The organism is Kocuria sp. UBA5001 (assembly GCF_002398425.1).
GTDB classification, from domain to species: Bacteria; Actinomycetota; Actinomycetes; order Actinomycetales; family Micrococcaceae; genus Kocuria; species Kocuria salsicia.
Genome location: NZ_DGYR01000019.1, coordinates 373 through 17315 on the forward strand (window position 1 = coordinate 373; position 16943 = coordinate 17315).

Here is a 16943-nt window from a genome sequence, read left to right on the forward strand (position 1 = left end):
GGGGTCGTCGCCCCCCCCCCCCCCGAAGCAGCCGCGCAACAGAAAGGGGGCCCGCGGCACACGCCACGGGCCCCGGAGGAGCGACGGTCAGTCCACCGCCAGCCGCCCCCGCTTGGCGTGCGGGTGCCGCCCGTGCACCGCGTGGTACAGCACGGCGGCAACCACTACCAGCACGGCGAGAACCGCGTACATGGCCCCGAAACCGGCGGCGGAGAGCAACAGACCCAGGATCACGGGACCCACGCCCACGCCCACGTCCATGAGCAGCAGCAGCGTGGAGATGCCGGTGCCCAGCTTGTGGGCGGGCACCGCGTTCACGGCGATGGCCTGCGCGGCCGGCATGAGCGTGCCGTAGCCCAGACCAGTCATGGCGCCGGCCACGACCACCTGCCAGTCCTGGTTGGCCACCGCCAGGATGCCCAGGGCCACGGCGAAGCAGACGAGGCCCAGGTAGACCACCACGTTGTCCCCGCGCTGGTCCTGCACCTTGCCCAGCACCAGGCGCATGATCAGCATGGCCACGGCGTACGCCACGAAGAACAGGGCGGCACCGGTGGTGACTCCGCGGTCCTCGGCATAGGCGTTGAGGTAGGTGATGACGCCCGCGTAGCAGACGCCCACCACCAGCATGAAGGAGCCGATGGGCAGCACTGCCGGGTGGGCGATGTCGCTGAGCGAGAAGGCCGCGCGTTGCTTGTCCACCTCCTGGTTGGCCTGGGCTTCACGCTTGACCAGGGGCTCCCGCAGGAAGATGCCCAGCACCAGGCCGAGCACGGCGGTGACGAGGGTCGTCCAGAACAGCCACGTGTAGTTCAGCGAACCCACCAGGAAGAGCCCCAGCGCGGGCCCCACCGCAGTGGCCAGCGTGGTGCCCAGCGCGAAGTACCCGGTGCCCTCGCCGCGGCGGGAGTCGGGGATCACGGACTGCGCGATCGTCATGACGGCGGTGCTCGCGAACGCGTACCCGAAACCGTGCAGCAGACGCACCCCGATAAGCACGGGCAGAGACCCGGCAGGCAGGTACAGCGCGCACGCCACGGCCACGACGACGAGCGCGATCAGCAGCATCTTCCGGCGGCCAAGGATGTCCACGAGGTATCCGGAGACCAGCCGCGCGACGGTCGCCCCCACCACGAACGCACTGGACGCGAAGCCGCCCACGGCGTCCGAGGCCGCAAAGCTCTTCACCGCGTACAGCGCCATGGTGGTGACCAGCATGTAGAAGGTCAGGTACTGCAGGAAGTTGACCACCCACGCCACCACGAACGTGGGCGTGACCAGCCGTGCCGGGCCCGCCGAGTGCGCGGGACCGGGCGTGGCCTGCTCCACCACAACCGGCAGTTGACCTGTGGGAACGTCGTCCTTCGCGTCGACCGACACGGGCACCTCCTGGAGTTTTTGGGTTTGTATAGTGCAAGATATTACCCCAGGATTTGTATTATGCAATTTTTGTCGACGACCCCGCTCCCCCGTCTTTCCGCCCCGCCTGCCGTTGAGAGCTGCCACGGCGGCAGCCCCTCGGAAGCCGTCCACCCGGGGATGAAAGGATGGAACCGTGCACAGCGATGACTCAGTGAGCGAACTCGTCTACGAGAACATGCTGCTCTCGAGATACGCCCTCCAGGGAGCACCACCCCAGTCCCGCCGGGAGGCGCTGGACCGCAGCTCCACCGTGCTCCTCGCCCGTCTGCAGGCCGGCGGCCCCATGAGCGTGGCCGAGCTGGCCCAGTCCTTCGGCCTGGACATCTCCACCGTCCACCGGCAGGTCGCAGCCGCCATGAAGAGCGGTCTGATCGAGCGCATCAAGGACCCTGAGGGCGGCGTCGCCAAGAAGCATCAGCCCACCGAGGAGGGCGTGCACCGTCTTGCGGAGGAACTGGAGGTCCGCCGCGAGTCCTACCAGCGTTTCATTGCGGACTGGCCGCAGGAGGACGTCACCGCGCTGGCCCGTCTCACCCGCCGCTTCAACGAGAGCGTGGAGGCCACCCTCGGCCACAGCTGGCCGCGCGACTACCCCACCGAGTCCTAGCGCACGACGCCGCCCGGGCCGTCCTCAGCACCCCTCCACCTCCGTGATCAGCAGCGCCACGTGCAGGGACGTCCGCGACTCCGGATCGTCCAGCGACACCCCCAGCCTGCGTTCCAACCGGGCCAGCCGCCCGTAGAGCGCCGGGCGGGAGAGGTGGATCCGCTGGGCCAGCAGGCTCTTGTTCCCGCCGCACGCCAGGAACTGCGTCAACAGCTCACGGTCCTCGTGGCGCTCCACGTCCAGGACGCTCCCGAGTTCCGTGCGTGCGAACATCTGCACGCGCTCGTCCCCGCGCAGCATCGCGAGCAGCCCGCGCAGCCGCGCGTCCTGTGCGCGGAAGCGCCGCCGCCGAGCGGAACCGGAGCGCACAGAACCGGACCGGGCGGCGTCGTGCTGTGCCGCGCGGTCCGCCACGGTCCCGTCCTGCGAGGGGCCACCTTCCGCGCAACCGTCCCGCGCGAGCAGGGACACCGCGGCCTCCGCGATCATTCCGGCCTCGTCCAGGCGGGCGGCCGCGCCGATCATCCCCGACTCTGGCTCGGAGACCCCTGCGAGCACCCGCCACGCTCCCTCCAGGCGCTGCTCCGCCGCCGTAAGCACCCGTTCCACCACGGCGTCCTGAGGGGTGCGCGCGGCCAGCGGCACCAGCACGGCCACGGAGGCAGCGCCGAGACGGCCAGCAAGCGCCGTCGTGCGCTCCCAGCCCAGCGCCCACGCGAGCGCATCGAGCACCGCGACGCCGCACGCCGCCGCCACACGACCTCGGCACCCAGTAGCCGCCCGGCTTCTGCAACGATCCGCTGGACCGGAGCGGCCTCCAGGGTCAGCTGGGTGAAGACCTCGTGGATGCGGCGGTCCGTCTCCAGCTGCTCGAGCTGACGCGCGGCGATCCGGCGGTGCACCTCCTGCGTGACGGCCACGAACCGCACCTGGCGGCTCAACAGGTACACGGGCAGCTCCCGGTGAGCGGCCGCCGCGCGCAGCACCCGCACCACGGGCTCCCGCCCGGAGAGCACCTCGACCGCGAGCGCCCCGGTGAGGGCGCCGTGGACAAGGTCGTGCTGATCGGACTGGCCGTGGTCGTGGCACCGTTCACCGTCCTGGTCATCATTGGGCGCGTCATCGGGTTCTTCTAGACCCGCTCCGCCGCAGACCCACCCTAGGTCCGGGGCCACGGCTGACGAGCCCCTCCGTGCGCCATAGGGTGGAGGCATGACTCGGATCACCAGCTTCACACGACAGGGACTCACGTTCGACGTTCTCGACCAGGGCCCGGAGGACGGCCCCGTGGTTCTGCTGCTGCACGGTTTCCCGCAGGACGCCCGCGGCTGGGACGACGTCGCCGCGCGGCTGAACGCGCAGGGGCTGCGCACTCTCGCCATGGACCAGCGTGGGTACTCCCCGGGCGCCCGACCCACCGAGCTGGCCGCGTACCGCCGCGAGGAGCTCTCCGGGGACGCGCTGGCCCTCGCGGACGAGGCCGGAGCGGAGCGGTTCCACCTGGTGGGCCACGACTGGGGCGGGGTGCTCGCCTGGGACATCGCCTTGCGCGCACCGGAGCGGGTGACCTCGCTGACCGTGCTGTCCACCCCGCACCCCACCGCGCTCGGGCACGCGCTCAAGACCCCGGACCAGCTCAAGAAATCCTGGTACATCGGCATGTTCCAGATCCCCGCCGCACCGGAGCGTCTGCTCGCCGGTCGCGTGGGAACCCTCACCCGCCGTGCGGGCATCCCCGAGGAGGCCGCGGAACGCTACGAGCGTCGCTTCGCCACCGCGGACGACCTGCGCGGGCCCATCAACTGGTACCGCGCCATGCTGCGCAAGGACGGCGTGACCGGTAAGAATGCTGGAAACGGCATCATCACGATGCCCACTACGTTTGTGTGGGGCAACCGGGACCCCGCCCTGGGCCGAACGGCCGCGGAGGAGACCGAGGTGTACGTGCACGCGCCGTACGAGTTCGTCGAGCTCGATGCCGGGCACTGGCTGCCCGAGCGCGAGGCCCCCGCGGTGGCCGAGGCCATTGTGGACCGCATATCCTCCGTCACGTGCGACTGACGCCGAACGGCCGGGGCAGTTCTCACCGTCAGGACCCCGGGGAGCCCAGCACCTCCAACACGGCGTCCCCGTACTCGGCGAGCTTCTTGGCGCCCACTCCGCTGATGCCGCTGAGTTGCGCGGTCGAGGCGGGGGCGGCCTCCACGATGCCGACGAGCGTGGCGTCCGAGAACACCATGTAGGGCGGGATCTGCTTTTCCTTGGCCACCGATGTCCGCCACACCCGCAGCGCCTCGAAGGTCTCCTTCGCGGCCTCGTCCAGGGTGTCTGCGGCCCGCGAGTGCCCACTGCCCCCGCCGCTGCGGGCGCGTCCGTTCGCGCGCGCCGTCGGCGCCCTGTCCACCGCCAGCTCCAGGGTGCCCTCACCGCGCAGCACGGGTCCGGCCTCCGGGCCGGGAACGAGCACGCCGAAATCACCGACGGCCTCCACGACCCGGCGGGCAAGCAGCTGCCGCAGCACCGAGCGCCACTCCCGCTCGGAGAGGTCCTGCCCGATCCCCCACACGCTCAGCTCCTGGTGGCGCGACGCCTCCGTGCGCTCGTTGCTGCGGCCCAGCAGGATGTCGAAGACCTTGCCGGAGCCGAACTGCTCACCGCGTTCGCGCTGCAGCCTGATGAGGGTGGACAGCAGTTTCTGGGCGGGCACGGTGGCGTCCCAGACCTTGGGCGGGTTCAGGCACGTGTCGCAGTTGCCGCACGGCTCGGAGTCCTGGCCGAAGTACCGCAGCAGCTGCACGCGGCGGCAGTCCGTGGTCTCGCACAGGGCGAGCATGGCGTCCAGGTGCGAGCGCGCATTGCGTTTGTGCAGGTCAGATCCGTCGCCCTGGTCGATCATGCGCCGCTGGTTGACCACGTCGCCCAGGCCGTATGCCATCCATGCCGTTGCGGGCATACCATCGCGTCCGGCGCGGCCTGTCTCCTGGTAGTAGCCTTCAATGCTCTTGGGCAGGTCCAGGTGGGCGACGAAGCGGACGTCCGGCTTGTCGATGCCCATGCCGAACGCGATCGTGGCGACGACGACGATTCCCTCCTCCCGCAGGAACCGCACCTGCGTGTCCTGGCGCACCGCGGCGTCGAGACCCGCGTGGTAGGGCATGGCGTCGACCCCGCGGGCGCTGAGCCACGCGGCGGTGGACTCCACGCTCTTGCGGGACATGCAGTAGACGATGCCCGCCTCCCCCGGGTGCTCCGACTGGATGAGCCGCAGCAGCTGGTCCTTCGCGCGGTCCTTGGGCTCGATCCGGTACTGGATGTTGGGGCGGTCGAAGTTGGAGACGAAGTGCCGCGCGTCCTCCATGCGCAGCCGCTCGGTGATCTCCTGGTGGGTGGCCCGCGTGGCGGTCGCGGTGAGTGCGATGCGGGGAACATCCGGGAAGGCGTCCGCAAGCACGGACAGCCCCATGTAGTCGGGGCGGAAGTCATGCCCCCACTGGGAGACGCAGTGCGCCTCGTCGATCGCGAACAGGGCGATCGGTGCGCGCTTCAGCAGCTCAACGGTGCGCGGCAGGATGAGCCGTTCGGGGGCCATGTAGAGCAGGTCGATGTCCCCGGCGAGAAGCTTCCGCTCCACCTCCTGCGCCTCGTAGGGCTCCAGGGTGGAGTTGAGGTACGCGGCGCGGATGCCCACGGCCTCGAGCGCGGCCACCTGGTCCGCCATGAGCGCGATCAGCGGGGAGACCACCACGCCCGTGCCGTCCCGCAACAGTGCGGGGATCTGGTAGCACAGGGACTTGCCGCCGCCGGTGGGCATCAGCACCACGGCGTCCCCGCCACCCACCACCTGCTCGATGATCTCCGCCTGCTCCCCACGGAAGGCGTCGTACCCGAAAACCTCCTGCAGGACGCCCAGGGATGTGGTGGCTGTGGCGGAGGAAGTCATGCCTCCAGGGTAGGTGCTGAGCACTGGGGTACTGTGCGCTCACCTGCCGTCGTGTGGACAGTCCCGCACCTCAGTCACGCAGGATAGCCGGGAGCATGTCCAACTGGTTGAGGCGGTGCACCACGTGCTTGGTCAGAACGTTGCGATGCAGACTCACCACGTACCGCCCCGGCCCTGACATCTTCTGTAGCAACCCGGACTCGACCATGCGGCGCAGACGGTGGCTCCTGTTCGACGGAGACCCCTTGATCACGTCTTCGAGATCGCCCGCTTTGGCCTCCCCTTGGCGCGCCACCGCGTAGATCACATCTGCCTCCGTCTCCGTGAGCTCCCCCGCCGCGAGGGCGGCATTGACCGAGGGCACCACGACCTCCTCGGAAATGAAGCGGGGGGCAGCAAGCCGACTGACCCTGTCCATGTCGTCCTTGAGGCCGTGGATCACATACCCGGCCCAGGCCAGCACCCCCTCCGGGCTCAGGGAGTCCGCTCCCGCGAGGTGGTCGTAGTACGACTGCCGGTCGGCACCAAAAACTGCTGTGGGGTTGAGCGGACGCGCGGCGCTCCTGGAGGTGTAGCCCTGGTTGCTCAGCATGGCGTACGTCAGCAGGCGTGAGACCCGCCCGTTACCATTGGCAAACGGATGTATCCAGACGAACCGGTGGTGGACCAGCGCGATCTGGAGGAGTTGGTGCTGTGCGGGCACTTCCTTGTTTGCAAACTCCAGGAGCTGGCCCATGTCCGCCTGGACGGACCCGGGTGCGGGCGGGACGTGGGACGCTCCAGCGATCCCGACGGGGATTGTTCGATAGCTGCCCGGGTGCTCGTCACCTTCACGTTCGAGTCCCTGCACGGCGAGCTGGTGGAGTTCACGGATCAGCCCATGAGTCAGGGACAGCCTTCCACGGGCTGCCAACTCGTCCATGTAGTCAGTTGCCTGCTCCAGCTGCAGAATCTCTCGCACGGCGTCTGCTGCTGGCTTTCCCGTGGCCGCGGCCCGCCGGGCTTCGGCCACGACATCCGCCACCGTGGTCCGGTTCCCTTCGATGCGTGCCGACATGACGCTCGTGAGACCTTGGAACAGCCTGCGCAGCTCCAGGCCAAGAGGGTCGTCAAGGTGCTCAGTACGAAAATCCACGCGCACCCGCTCCAGGGCGAACAGATCCGTCACGAGCGCACTCGCGAAATCGACCTCGGGGAAGACCATGGGTTGCATGTATCAAAATTTATCCGAGGATCAGACAGATTTGAACATCGGAGCCTCTGCCCCCTAGAAACACGGGGAAAGGAGGCAATACCCACTTGTAAATTCTTGACTTCTACGAGTATGGGAACTTGACGCTCACCTCCAGCGGGATACCCTTCTGGGCGACCCGATGCCAGGTGGTGGGCAGCCCCACGGTGGATCTAAACTGTCCCCGTACGTTTTCGAGATCCACAGCCGTGGAGGAACGAGGCTTTCGTGCGTCAGGGGGTTGCCGGCTTCTTCAACGCCGGCACTAGACAGCGCTGACCGGACGCGGCGGGTGAAGACCACCCCGTCGTGCGCTTTCACCCACCCCTTTCCACCTCCCCGCGGCGACCGTGCTCCACGAGCGCGCCGAACGCCGTCGCCCTCCCGCACCACACGGCACGACGACGCCGCCCTCCCCCACCGCGCCCCTTGACACCCGGGCGCCCGCGCGCCGCCCTGACCCGCACGTGGCAGGCAGGGAAAGGCCATCCTCGAAGGACCAAATAACATGAATACGCATACAGAAACCGAGATCCGCAAGAGCTTCGTCAACTGCTCCAAGGGCGCCGCGCAGCGCATCAACATCCCGCAGGACGTGCTCCACGGGGACTGGGAGTCCCAGATCTTCCTGGGCTGGTACGACCCGAAGTCGCCGCGGGCGGGCTACGTCGTCGTCGAGACCGAGGACGGGCTGCGCGGACTGGTGCTCGAGAAGAACGCGCAGAAAACGAGCGGCGGCGCCCGCATGTGCCAGATCTGTCTGACGCTGCACCCGGCCAGCGGCGTCTCACTGGTATCGATCCAGCGCTCCAAGACCGCGAAGGACCGCTACAACTCCGTGGGCACCTACGTGTGCTCGAACCTGGCGTGCAGCGACTACACACTGGGGCGGCGGAAGCCCGAGGGCATCCGGCAGATGGAGGAGACCATGAGCCCGGAGGAGCGCGCAGAGCGCACGCTCGCCAACATGCGAGGGCTCGTGGAGCGCGTGGCCGAGGCCATGGGGAAGTAGCGGCCTCCGCGGCGGGGCGGACGCGGGCAGGACCCACCCCGCCGCCGGGCGCGCAGCGCGGACCGCCCCAGCTTGATCTGCGCCCGCGTCAGCTGGTGAAGGGCTTGGAGAAGATCGGAACCATGATGTCGCTGAAGTTCTCCTCGTTCGCCATCTCGCGGCGGAACTTCTGGCCCGGGTGGTGACGCACGAACTGGCGACGCCGCCCGGCCCAGAGGATCTCGGACGCCACGTACTGTCCGAGCATGCCGCCCATGCACAGGCAGAATGCGGTGATCGCGGCCTCGAGGACGTTCTCCCCGGCGTCTTCGAGGCCGAAGATCACGCCCAGGACACCCTGGTAGACGAGCATTCCCGGGAACAGCGGGAGCAGGACGACCACGAGCGTGGCGTTCGAGGCCAGGTTCAGGGCGCGGGTGAGGGTGACGCTCAGGATGCCCGCGACGATCGAGGCGATCAGAATGGCACCGAACGAACTGATGCCCGTGGCGGTGATGGCGAGGACCCCCAGCTGCACCAGGCCGCCGAATAGACCGAGGGACACCAGCTTCCACCCACGACCACCCGAGGCGAGCGCGAAACCGGCGGAGACCACGGCGGCACCAAGGACGGTGAGGGCCCAGCGGGAGTCGTCCATCTGCAGCGTCTCGATGTAGTCCACGGAGTCCCCCACGAGCGGCCGCATGGCGTGGATCCCGATGGTCACACCGGCCACCAGACCGGCAGTGCTCGTGATGGCCTCGAAGATGCGCCCGGAGGCGGAGACGTACCACCCGGTGATGACGTCGTGCACCGCACCGTACGCGGCGATCCCCGCGAGCCACGCGGCCAGCGCGGCCACGATGCACACGGCCGTCTGGGTGATGTCGAAGAGCACCCCCGCCACGGTCGCCCCCAGCACCGCCATCAACCCCCCGGCCGCGAGACTGAAGACCTCCGGGGCCTTGATCCGCTGCACGAGGGCGTAGACGCCGTACACGATCGCGGAGACGATCGCGGCCGTGAGGGCGGTGGGCCAGCTTCCGCCCAGGATGAGAGCGAACCCGACACCGAACATCGCGAAACCGGTCATCGTCAGACGGTGGCCGATGTGCCGGGACTCCGCGAGGATCTCGTCCATGCGCTGGATCCCCTCCTCTGCAGAGATCCGGCCGAGCACGAAGTCCTCCAGCACCTCGCCCGTGGCCGTGCGCAGCTGGATGTCCAGGGTCCCGGGCTGGGACTCGAACACGCGAGTGCTCGGCGCCTCGTCCGGCGCATCCTGGTGGCTGATGGTCACCTGCCCCAGGCCCACGCTCACCGTGACGTCCCGCAGGTCCGTCTTGCGAAAGATCGACAGCAGGGACTTGGTGGTGTTGGCGGACCCGGCCCCGCTGCGGATCAGGGCGTCCGCAATCTGGAAGGCGAGTTTGTAAGCAGCCTGTTCAGTGGTGAGCACCAACAAAGCGTAGTGGGACGGGCGGGTTACGGGCGAGGTGGGTGCGATCCCAGGGGGTGGGAGGTTGGACGCAAGGCGCAGCTCGGCTCGCCCGCAACGCAGCACAAGACGGGGAGCTGAAGACTTTAGAACCCCTCCAGCGCCATGTTCGCAAACCGTGAGTAGTGGCCCTGGAACGCCACCACGATCGTCTTCGTGGGACCGTTGCGGTGCTTGGCCACGATCACGTCCGCCTCACCGGCGCGCGGGGACTCCTTGTCGTAGACGTCCTCGCGGTGCAGCAGGATGACCATGTCCGCATCCTGCTCAATTGACCCCGATTCACGCAGGTCACTCACCTGCGGCTTCTTGTCCTGGCGCTGCTCGGAGCCACGGTTCAGCTGGGACAGCGCCACCACGGGCACGTCCAGCTCCTTTGCCAGGAGCTTGAGGGCACGGGAGAACTCGGAGACTTCCTGTTGACGGGACTCCACCTTCTTCCCGGAGCTCATGAGTTGGAGGTAGTCGAGGATCACCAGGTTGAGGTCGTGCTTCTGCTTGAGCCGGCGGCACTTGGCGCGGATCTCCATGAGGGACATGTTCGGGGAGTCGTCGATGAACAGCGGCGCCTCGTTCATCTTGCCCATGATCTGCGCGATCTTCGCCCACTGGTCGTCCTGCAGCGTGCCCGCGCGCAGGTCCTGCATGTTCAGCGTGCCCTCCGCGGAGAGCAGACGCATCGCGATCTCGTTGCGGCTCATCTCCAGGGAGAAGATCACCGAGGTCATCCCGTGCTTGATGGACGCGGAGCGCGCCACGTCCAGCGCGAGCGTGGACTTGCCCATGGCCGGTCGCGCCGCGATCACGATCATCTGCCCACCCTGGAACCCGTGGGTGAGCTCGTCCAGCTCCACGAACCCGGTGGGCACGCCCTGCATCCCGGAGCGGCTGCCCGCGGCCTCGATCTCATCCACGGTGGCTTCCATGACGTCCTTCAGCGGGACATAGTCCTCCGCGGTCCGCCGCTCGGCCACCTGGTAGATCTCGCCCTGGGCCTCGTTGACGATGTCGTCCACTTCGCCGTCGTGCGCGTAGCCCAGCTGCACGATCTTGGTGCCTGCCTCCACGAGCCGCCGCAGGACGGCGCGCTCGCGCACGATCTCCGCGTAGAACCCCGCGTTCGCGGCCGTGGGCACTGAGGCGATCAGCGAGTGCAGGTACGCGATCCCGCCGATCCGCTCGATCTCACCGTTCTTGGTGAGCTCGTCCCCCACGGTGATGGCGTCCGCCGGTTCGCCGCGCCCGTAGAGGGAGACCACGGCATCGTAGATGTTCTCGTGCGCCGGCTTGTAGAAGTCGACGCCGCGCAGCACCTCCACCACGTCCGCGATGGCGTCCTTGGAGAGCATCATCCCGCCCAGCACCGACTGCTCGGCCTGGTTGTCGTGCGGCATGGTGCGGCCGTAGTCCTCGCGCGGCCCGGAGGAGTATTCGGACACCCTTACCCACTTTCATCACGTCGGAGGCGCCCACCCGGTGCGGCGCCCGGTACATTCTCGCACCGCCCTCAGACGCGCAGAAGCGCCGTCACGCAGCCGGGACGACGCCGCCGCGCGGCTGGCTTCCAGCTCCCCCAGCCGTCTCCCGGTGGGGGCCACGGGCGACCAGCCGGCGTCGTCGTACCCAGGCGAGGTCAGTCATTCACAACCTGTGGAAAACTCTGTGGAGATCTTGTGGAACACGCCGTGCGGCGGTGTGCACAGCATGTGGACTCGGCTGTGGAAAACCGCCCCCTCTGGGGAGAACTCAGGCGAAGAGCGCGAACAGCAGCAGCCAGAGCAGGGGCGAGAACACCACGGACAGCACCAGCACCAGCACGTAGCGCCCGCGCAGCGCCGGGAACGCCACGGTTCCCGCGACCCCCATGACGAACGTCACCAGGGACGTGACCACGCTCAGCACCATCCCCACCAACAGGATCGTCATGGCTGTATGCGACCCGAAGCCGTTGCCGGTCGTGAAGCCTCCCAGGAAGAGCAGCGGGGTGAGGATCGCGCACGCGAATGCGGCCCAGAACAGTTTTCTGCCGGTTCTCGGACGGGAGGCTCTCATGCTCACCCAGACATGGTGCCATGCCCCGCTCCACGGTGACTGGACGGGCGCGGCGACGCACGTGTCCACGCGGGTGGGATCGTCGAGCACCACGGCTCACCCGCCCTGGACACGAAGGAACCCCGCGGCCGAAGCCACGGGGTTCCTTCGTTGAGCCGTCACACGGAGGGCAGTTCCTCAGCGCGCGGTGCGTGATCGCCTGGTGATCAGGCGGGCACGACCTCGAACTCGATGTTCGCGTTGACGTCCTCGTGCAGGTGGACCACGGCCTGGTAGACACCGGTGGTCTTGATGCGCTGGGTGAGGTCCACGCGACGCTTGTCGATGGAGCCGAGACCGGCGTTCTCCACTGCGGCGGAGATGTCACCGGCGCGGACCGTGCCGAACAAGCGACCCTCGGCACCGGACTTGACCGGAACGGTCAGCGTGGTGGAGGTGAGCTTGGCGGCGAGCGCCTGCGCATCCTCGAGGGAGTGCAGCTCGCGCGTGGCGCGGGCCTGCTTGATGGAGTCGATCTGCTTCTCGGCGCCGCGGGACCACGGGGTCGCGAAGCCGCGGGGGAACAGGAAGTTACGGGCGTAGCCGTTCTTCACGTCCACCACGTCGCCCGCGGAACCGAGCCCGGAGACTTCCTGGGTCAAGATGATCTTTGCCATGAATTCTCAGTCCTCTCTGATCAGCGGCCAGCGCCGGAGTAGGGCAGCAGTGCCACTTCACGAGCGTTCTTGATCGCCTGGGCGATCTTGCGCTGCTCCTGGACGGACACGCCGGTCACACGGCGAGCGCGGATCTTGCCGCGATCGGAGATGAACTTGCGCAGAAGGGCGACATCCTTGTAGTCGATCTCGGTGATGTCGGCCGCCTTGAGCGGGTTCTGCTTTGGTTTCGGCTTGCGGATTTCAGCCTTGGCCATCGTGGTGCTCCTTTTCTGGTGCGGAGCCCGCAGGCGCACCTGCGGGATGGGTGGTTGTGATGAGGTTTAGAAGGGAGGCTCGTCCTCGGAGTCGGCGCCCCAGTCGTAGTTGCCCCCGGAGGACTGGCCCCACGGGTCACCACCCTGTTGACGCTGCTGCTGGCCGCCACGGCTGCCCTGGTTCCCGTTGAACCCGCCGCCCTGACCGCCCTGGTTTCCGCCGAAGCCGCCACCCTGCTGGTCGTTGAAACCACCCTGGTTGCTGCTCTGGCCTCCACCGAAGCCGCCCTGACCGCCGCCGAAGCCCTGGTTCCCACCGTAGGAGTTGCCTCCGCCGCGCGAGTTCCGGTTGACCTTGGCGGTCGCGTACCTCATGGAGGGGCCGATCTCGTCCACTTCCAGCTCGGTGCTGGTGCGGCGCTCCCCTTCTTTGGTCTCGTACGAGCGTGCCTTGAGCCGTCCCTGGACGATCACGCGGGTGCCCTTGGTGAGGGACTCCGCGACGTTCTCCGCGGCCTCACGCCAGACGGAGCAGCGCATGAAAAGAGTTTCCTGGTCTTTCCACTCGTTGCTCTGCCGGTCGAAGGCACGCGGGGTGGACGCAACGGTGAAGTTGGCCACGGCGGCTCCGGACGGCGTGAAGCGCAGTTCGGGGTCGGCAGTCAGATTTCCGATCACTGTAATGACGGTGTCGCCAGCCATGTGAACCTCCGGATTCTGTGGACGCTGGATACGAGACACGGTGAGTTGAAAAGCATGTCACGGTCGGGGTGCGGGACCCCGTTCGTGGGCACGCGGTGTGCAGTCCGGATGGACGTGCACGCTCAACTCACTTGCCGTGGATCTTCTGCTCTTCCGGACGGATGATCTTGGTGCGCATGACGGCCTCGTTGAGGTTCAGGACGCGGTCCAGCTCCTTGGCGGTCTGCGGCTCGGCGGTGAAGTTCACCACGGCGTAGATGCCCTCGGACTTCTTCTGGATCTCGTAGGCCAGGCGACGACGGCCCCAGATGTCGAGCTTGTCGACGGTGCCGTTCTCCTTGGTGACGACCTCGAGGAACTTCTTGAGGGTCGGCTCGACGGCGCGCTCCTCCACCTCGGGGTTGAGGATGACCATCAGTTCGTATTCACGCATGTAAAGAACCCACCTCCTTCGGGCTAAGCGGCTGCGGTCTCTCCACAGCAGGAGGTTCTGTGCGTATGTCGGTGCCGGCAACGTGGAACGCACGGCACACAGACTTGCCTACTTTACTACAGCGGCGCCTCAGTAGCCACCCACCCGGCGGGCCAGCCGGGCGTTGAGGACGGCCACGCGCACGGGGATCACGAAGAGGTCGATGAACATGAGGATCCACAGCGGGACCAGGAAGATCCAGCCGACCAGGATGCCCACGGTGGCCCAGCCGATCAGGCCGAGCAGGAGGTAGAAGATGCCCTGGACGGGCTGCGCGAGGTAGAACTTGTGGATCCCGAGCTGACCCAGGAAGAACCACAGCACGTAGGCGAGCACGGTGGACTTCCCGCCCACCACGTTGACATTCACGGGCTGGCTCACGGGCCAACCCTGGCCCCACTGGCTGGAACCGCCCGAGGGTCCGAACCCTTTGCCCTGGCCATAGCCGCGGGCACTCTGGTCGCGCGGGGGCAGCGGCTCGGCCCTGTAGTACTCGGGTTCATCGGCCATGGCGGACCCCTCTCCTCGTCCCCGGCTGCCGTGGTGCAGCCACCTCCATGGTAAAAGCGTAAAACTCACTTCTCGGCGTCGGTCAGCGCTGAGCGCAACCGCACCTCGGTGGTGAGCTCCTCGCCGTTGCTCCGGGCGCTCACGTCGATCCCGAACCGCACGGTGCCGCTGCGCTGCCGCCCGTTCTCGAGCCACGTCACCTTCGCCTGGGTCGCCCGGAACCGTGCCGCGTGGAACGCGAGGGGCTCCTCGGCGTCCGGCTGCAGCAGGAGCGAGGGCCGGGATGTCACCTCCCAGCGGACGTTGGAGACTCCCCCGGGCAGCCCGCCCTCGTCCGGTGAGGCGCTGGCGGTCCCGGACGCGGACGACGTCGCCCGCTCCAGCTCCCGGGGCACGGGACAGGACGCGGCGTCGAACTGCAGATCCCGCTCGCACGCCCCGAGCGTGCGCTGCACCTCGGTCTCCACCGACTGCCACATGCGCGGGGACGGTGCCACCGTGAGCTCCTCGGTCACCGCCGGGCGCGGGTCGGTGAGAGATATTGCTGCAGTGGCATGTTCTTTGGTGAGGAGGTAGGAGTCACCCGGCAGCGCGACGTCGTACCGTCCCGGCAGCGCCTCGAAGCGCCAGGCCCGTGCGTGCGGCCGCGAGGAGTCCGGTGACGTGACGTGCCCGGCGTCCGGGCGGACCTTCTCCCCGTTGACCGCGAGTGCGTCCAGGGGCCCGGGCATGCGCACCTCCACGCTGGTGTCGTCGCGTGTTAGCAGGCGCCAGGCGTCGTTGAACGGGCCCCACGCGCTGACCTGCTCCACGGTGTAGGTGCGCCGGACCGTGGAGCCGCCCCCCAGGTGGACGTCCACCGAGACCACGGCGTGCCGGCCCTGCACCATGGTGCCCACGACATCGTGCCCCACCGGCCGGTCGGCCGCCGCCCGGTAGACCCGGTTGGGGAGCAGCTGTGCGAGGTTCTGGCCGCCGCCCACGAGCAGGGGTGCGAGGACCTGGCGGGAGCTGCCGTTCTCGAGGTGGCCGAGGTAGGCGTCCACCGGTGCCCGGGGATCCCGGGCAACGACCACGTAGTTGGCCACCGCGGCCCACGCCGCCACGGTCACGACCACCACCGCCAGGATGAGCGCGAGGGGACGCCGCAGGGTGTTCCACGCGGGGATGCTCACGGGCGCGGAGGACTCCCGCTCTCCGTCGGTCATCGGTGCGCGCCCTACTGCACGGCCGAGGCGCCCAGCGCCGCCGCCTTGCGCCCGCGGAACATGTCCACCACCACGGCCACCACCAGGTAGATCAGGAACAGGTAGCGCACCACGGCCAGCAGGTCCTGGGCGCTCCAGCCGAACTCTTCGATCCACGGCAAGGTGGGCCACGCGGAGGAGGGCAGCACCACGGTGGCCCAGTAGAGCATCTCCACCACCTGCCACAGGCCGAACTCGATCCAGTTGCGCCGGCACAGGATCACGAGGGGCACGAGCCAGACCACGTAGTTGAGCGAGTACTCCTTGGCCAGCAGGATGTAGAGGGCGAGCAGCAGGAAGGTGACCTGCACCACGGACGGCTCGCGCTTGCTCAGCAGCGCCACGAGCAGGACGAACACGAGGCCCAGGACCATGCTCAGCAGCACGTACTGGCCGCCGTCGCCCAGGCTCGTTCCGGTGCGGGGCTCCACCACGGAGGTCCACACGTTCCACAGGGAGGAGCGCTCCGTGTCCGAGCGAACCATGTCCCCGAACTGGGCGCGCCAACGGTCCCAGGAGGTGATCATGTACGTGCCGTTGATCAGCGCCCACGCGATGACCGCGCACAGCAGCGCGGAGACTATGTCCTTCAGGAAGCGGTGGCGCGCGGCCATGATGAGGATCGCCACCAGCACCACCACCGGGAAGAACGCCACAGAGGCGCCGAAACCCACCATGATCCCGGCGAGCGCCGGGTTTCCGCGCACGTAGCCGAGCAGCGCGAGCATCATGAACAGCACGGCCCACAGGTCCCAGCTCTGGAAGCCCACGAGCACGATCACGGGTGCGAGCGCCATGACCAGCGCGTCCGTGCGGCGGTTGCCGCTGAGCGAGGAGACCACGGCCACGATCGCGAGCCACACGAGGGCGAGAAGCACCAGGGAGAGGTCCAGGTAGAAGCCCTGCCCCACGTCCAAGCCCATGAGGGAGGAGAGGTTGGAGGCGAACCACCCGATGATGGTGGTGATCATGCCCACGAGCACCGGCTGGTCTCCGGTGGGTCCACCGGTGAAGAACCCGTTGGCCACGTCCGTGGAGTGCACGCCCAGGTCCCCCGTGCCGATCACGGTGGCGCACAGCTGGGGAACCTGCTCGGCCATGTGCCAGTCCGGCACACGGCAGGGGATGCGCAGCAGGTAGGCCATCATGACCGTGTAGAGGCCGAGGCCCAGCAGCACCAGACCGGCATTTCCTCCGGACCTGTTGCGCGCACCTTCCAGGCTCATGCGGGTACTCCTCGGCCGTGACGACGTTTGGCCCCAAGTGTTCCACGAGGGCGGGTGATCCACACGCCGCGGCGCGTGAACGCAGTGCCGCCACCTCCTGCGACGACGACGCCGCGCACGCGCCGTCAGGAG

The 16943-nt window shown here is 68.1% G+C and carries 18 protein-coding genes; 4 read left to right on the forward strand and 14 right to left on the reverse strand.

Annotated elements, in window-relative coordinates; all coding sequences use genetic code 11:
* Positions 1-87: 87 nt before the first annotated feature.
* On the reverse strand, positions 88-1380 hold the full coding sequence (locus B3G12_RS10805) for an MFS transporter (RefSeq protein WP_186367255.1): 1293 nt from the start codon (positions 1378-1380) through the stop codon (positions 88-90).
* A gap of 175 nt (positions 1381-1555) precedes the next feature.
* Here B3G12_RS10805 and B3G12_RS10810 point away from each other — a divergent pair, with 175 nt between their 5' ends.
* On the forward strand, positions 1556-2029 hold the full coding sequence (locus tag B3G12_RS10810) for a MarR family winged helix-turn-helix transcriptional regulator (RefSeq protein WP_098055728.1): 474 nt from the start codon (positions 1556-1558) through the stop codon (positions 2027-2029).
* 24 nt (positions 2030-2053) lie between these two features.
* On the opposite strand, the gene B3G12_RS10815 is transcribed toward B3G12_RS10810, so the two are convergent.
* Entirely contained in the window at positions 2054-2785 is a 732-nt protein-coding gene (locus tag B3G12_RS10815) for a helix-turn-helix domain-containing protein (protein WP_290500317.1), read from the reverse strand.
* Positions 2786-2871: 86 nt separating this feature from the next.
* Between B3G12_RS10815 and B3G12_RS10820 the strand changes: the two genes are divergently transcribed.
* Together B3G12_RS10820 and B3G12_RS10825 are read left to right on the forward strand one after the other, a co-directional pair.
* Positions 2872-3165 (forward strand): hypothetical protein, encoded by a 294-nt coding sequence (locus B3G12_RS10820; protein WP_290500319.1) that lies wholly within the window; start codon positions 2872-2874, stop codon positions 3163-3165.
* Positions 3166-3241: 76 nt separating this feature from the next.
* Positions 3242-4090 (forward strand): alpha/beta fold hydrolase, encoded by an 849-nt coding sequence (locus tag B3G12_RS10825; protein WP_290500321.1) that lies wholly within the window; start codon positions 3242-3244, stop codon positions 4088-4090.
* 28 nt (positions 4091-4118) lie between these two features.
* Here B3G12_RS10825 and recQ read toward each other — a convergent pair whose 3' ends face one another.
* Positions 4119-5969 (reverse strand): DNA helicase RecQ, encoded by a 1851-nt coding sequence (gene recQ, locus B3G12_RS10830; protein ID WP_290500323.1) that lies wholly within the window; start codon positions 5967-5969, stop codon positions 4119-4121.
* 70 nt (positions 5970-6039) lie between these two features.
* Complete coding sequence (locus B3G12_RS10835) at positions 6040-7182, reverse strand: Fic family protein (protein ID WP_290500325.1); 1143 nt, start codon at positions 7180-7182, stop codon at positions 6040-6042.
* A 526-nt stretch (positions 7183-7708) separates the two neighbouring features.
* Here B3G12_RS10835 and B3G12_RS10840 point away from each other — a divergent pair.
* The gene (locus B3G12_RS10840; protein WP_145011206.1) at positions 7709-8212 is read left to right on the forward strand and encodes an FBP domain-containing protein; all 504 of its coding nucleotides are present in this window, start codon (positions 7709-7711) and stop codon (positions 8210-8212) included.
* A gap of 88 nt (positions 8213-8300) precedes the next feature.
* On the opposite strand, the gene B3G12_RS10845 is transcribed toward B3G12_RS10840, so the two are convergent.
* The 10 genes from B3G12_RS10845 to B3G12_RS10890 all read right to left on the reverse strand — a co-directional run bounded on the left by B3G12_RS10845 (position 8301) and on the right by B3G12_RS10890 (position 16811).
* Positions 8301-9650 (reverse strand): threonine/serine ThrE exporter family protein, encoded by a 1350-nt coding sequence (locus tag B3G12_RS10845; protein ID WP_290500328.1) that lies wholly within the window; start codon positions 9648-9650, stop codon positions 8301-8303.
* A gap of 125 nt (positions 9651-9775) precedes the next feature.
* Positions 9776-11083 carry a replicative DNA helicase gene (gene dnaB, locus B3G12_RS10850; protein ID WP_055085005.1) on the reverse strand — a complete coding sequence of 436 codons (1308 nt, stop codon included), beginning with the start codon at positions 11081-11083 and terminating at the stop codon, positions 9776-9778.
* Positions 11084-11435: 352 nt separating this feature from the next.
* The gene (locus B3G12_RS10855) at positions 11436-11741 is read right to left on the reverse strand and encodes a hypothetical protein (RefSeq protein ID WP_055085003.1); all 306 of its coding nucleotides are present in this window, start codon (positions 11739-11741) and stop codon (positions 11436-11438) included.
* Between the two features lie 206 nt (positions 11742-11947).
* On the reverse strand, positions 11948-12397 hold the full coding sequence (rplI, locus tag B3G12_RS10860; protein WP_055084976.1) for a 50S ribosomal protein L9: 450 nt from the start codon (positions 12395-12397) through the stop codon (positions 11948-11950).
* Positions 12398-12417: 20 nt separating this feature from the next.
* Entirely contained in the window at positions 12418-12654 is a 237-nt protein-coding gene (gene rpsR, locus B3G12_RS10865) for a 30S ribosomal protein S18 (RefSeq protein WP_055084974.1), read from the reverse strand.
* 66 nt (positions 12655-12720) lie between these two features.
* Positions 12721-13356 carry a single-stranded DNA-binding protein gene (locus B3G12_RS10870; protein WP_094393259.1) on the reverse strand — a complete coding sequence of 212 codons (636 nt, stop codon included), beginning with the start codon at positions 13354-13356 and terminating at the stop codon, positions 12721-12723.
* 127 nt (positions 13357-13483) lie between these two features.
* A complete protein-coding gene (gene rpsF, locus B3G12_RS10875; protein ID WP_055084970.1) occupies positions 13484-13789 on the reverse strand; it encodes a 30S ribosomal protein S6 in 306 nt (101 codons plus the stop codon).
* A gap of 129 nt (positions 13790-13918) precedes the next feature.
* Positions 13919-14338: a TM2 domain-containing protein gene (locus tag B3G12_RS10880; RefSeq protein WP_144941554.1), complete on the reverse strand. Its 420-nt coding sequence runs from the start codon at positions 14336-14338 to the stop codon at positions 13919-13921.
* Between the two features lie 65 nt (positions 14339-14403).
* Positions 14404-15546, reverse strand: coding sequence for a hypothetical protein (locus B3G12_RS10885; protein ID WP_290500335.1), 1143 nt, complete (start codon positions 15544-15546; stop codon positions 14404-14406).
* 11 nt (positions 15547-15557) lie between these two features.
* Positions 15558-16811, reverse strand: coding sequence for a glycosyltransferase 87 family protein (locus B3G12_RS10890; RefSeq protein ID WP_094393256.1), 1254 nt, complete (start codon positions 16809-16811; stop codon positions 15558-15560).
* Positions 16812-16943: the final 132 nt, after the last annotated feature.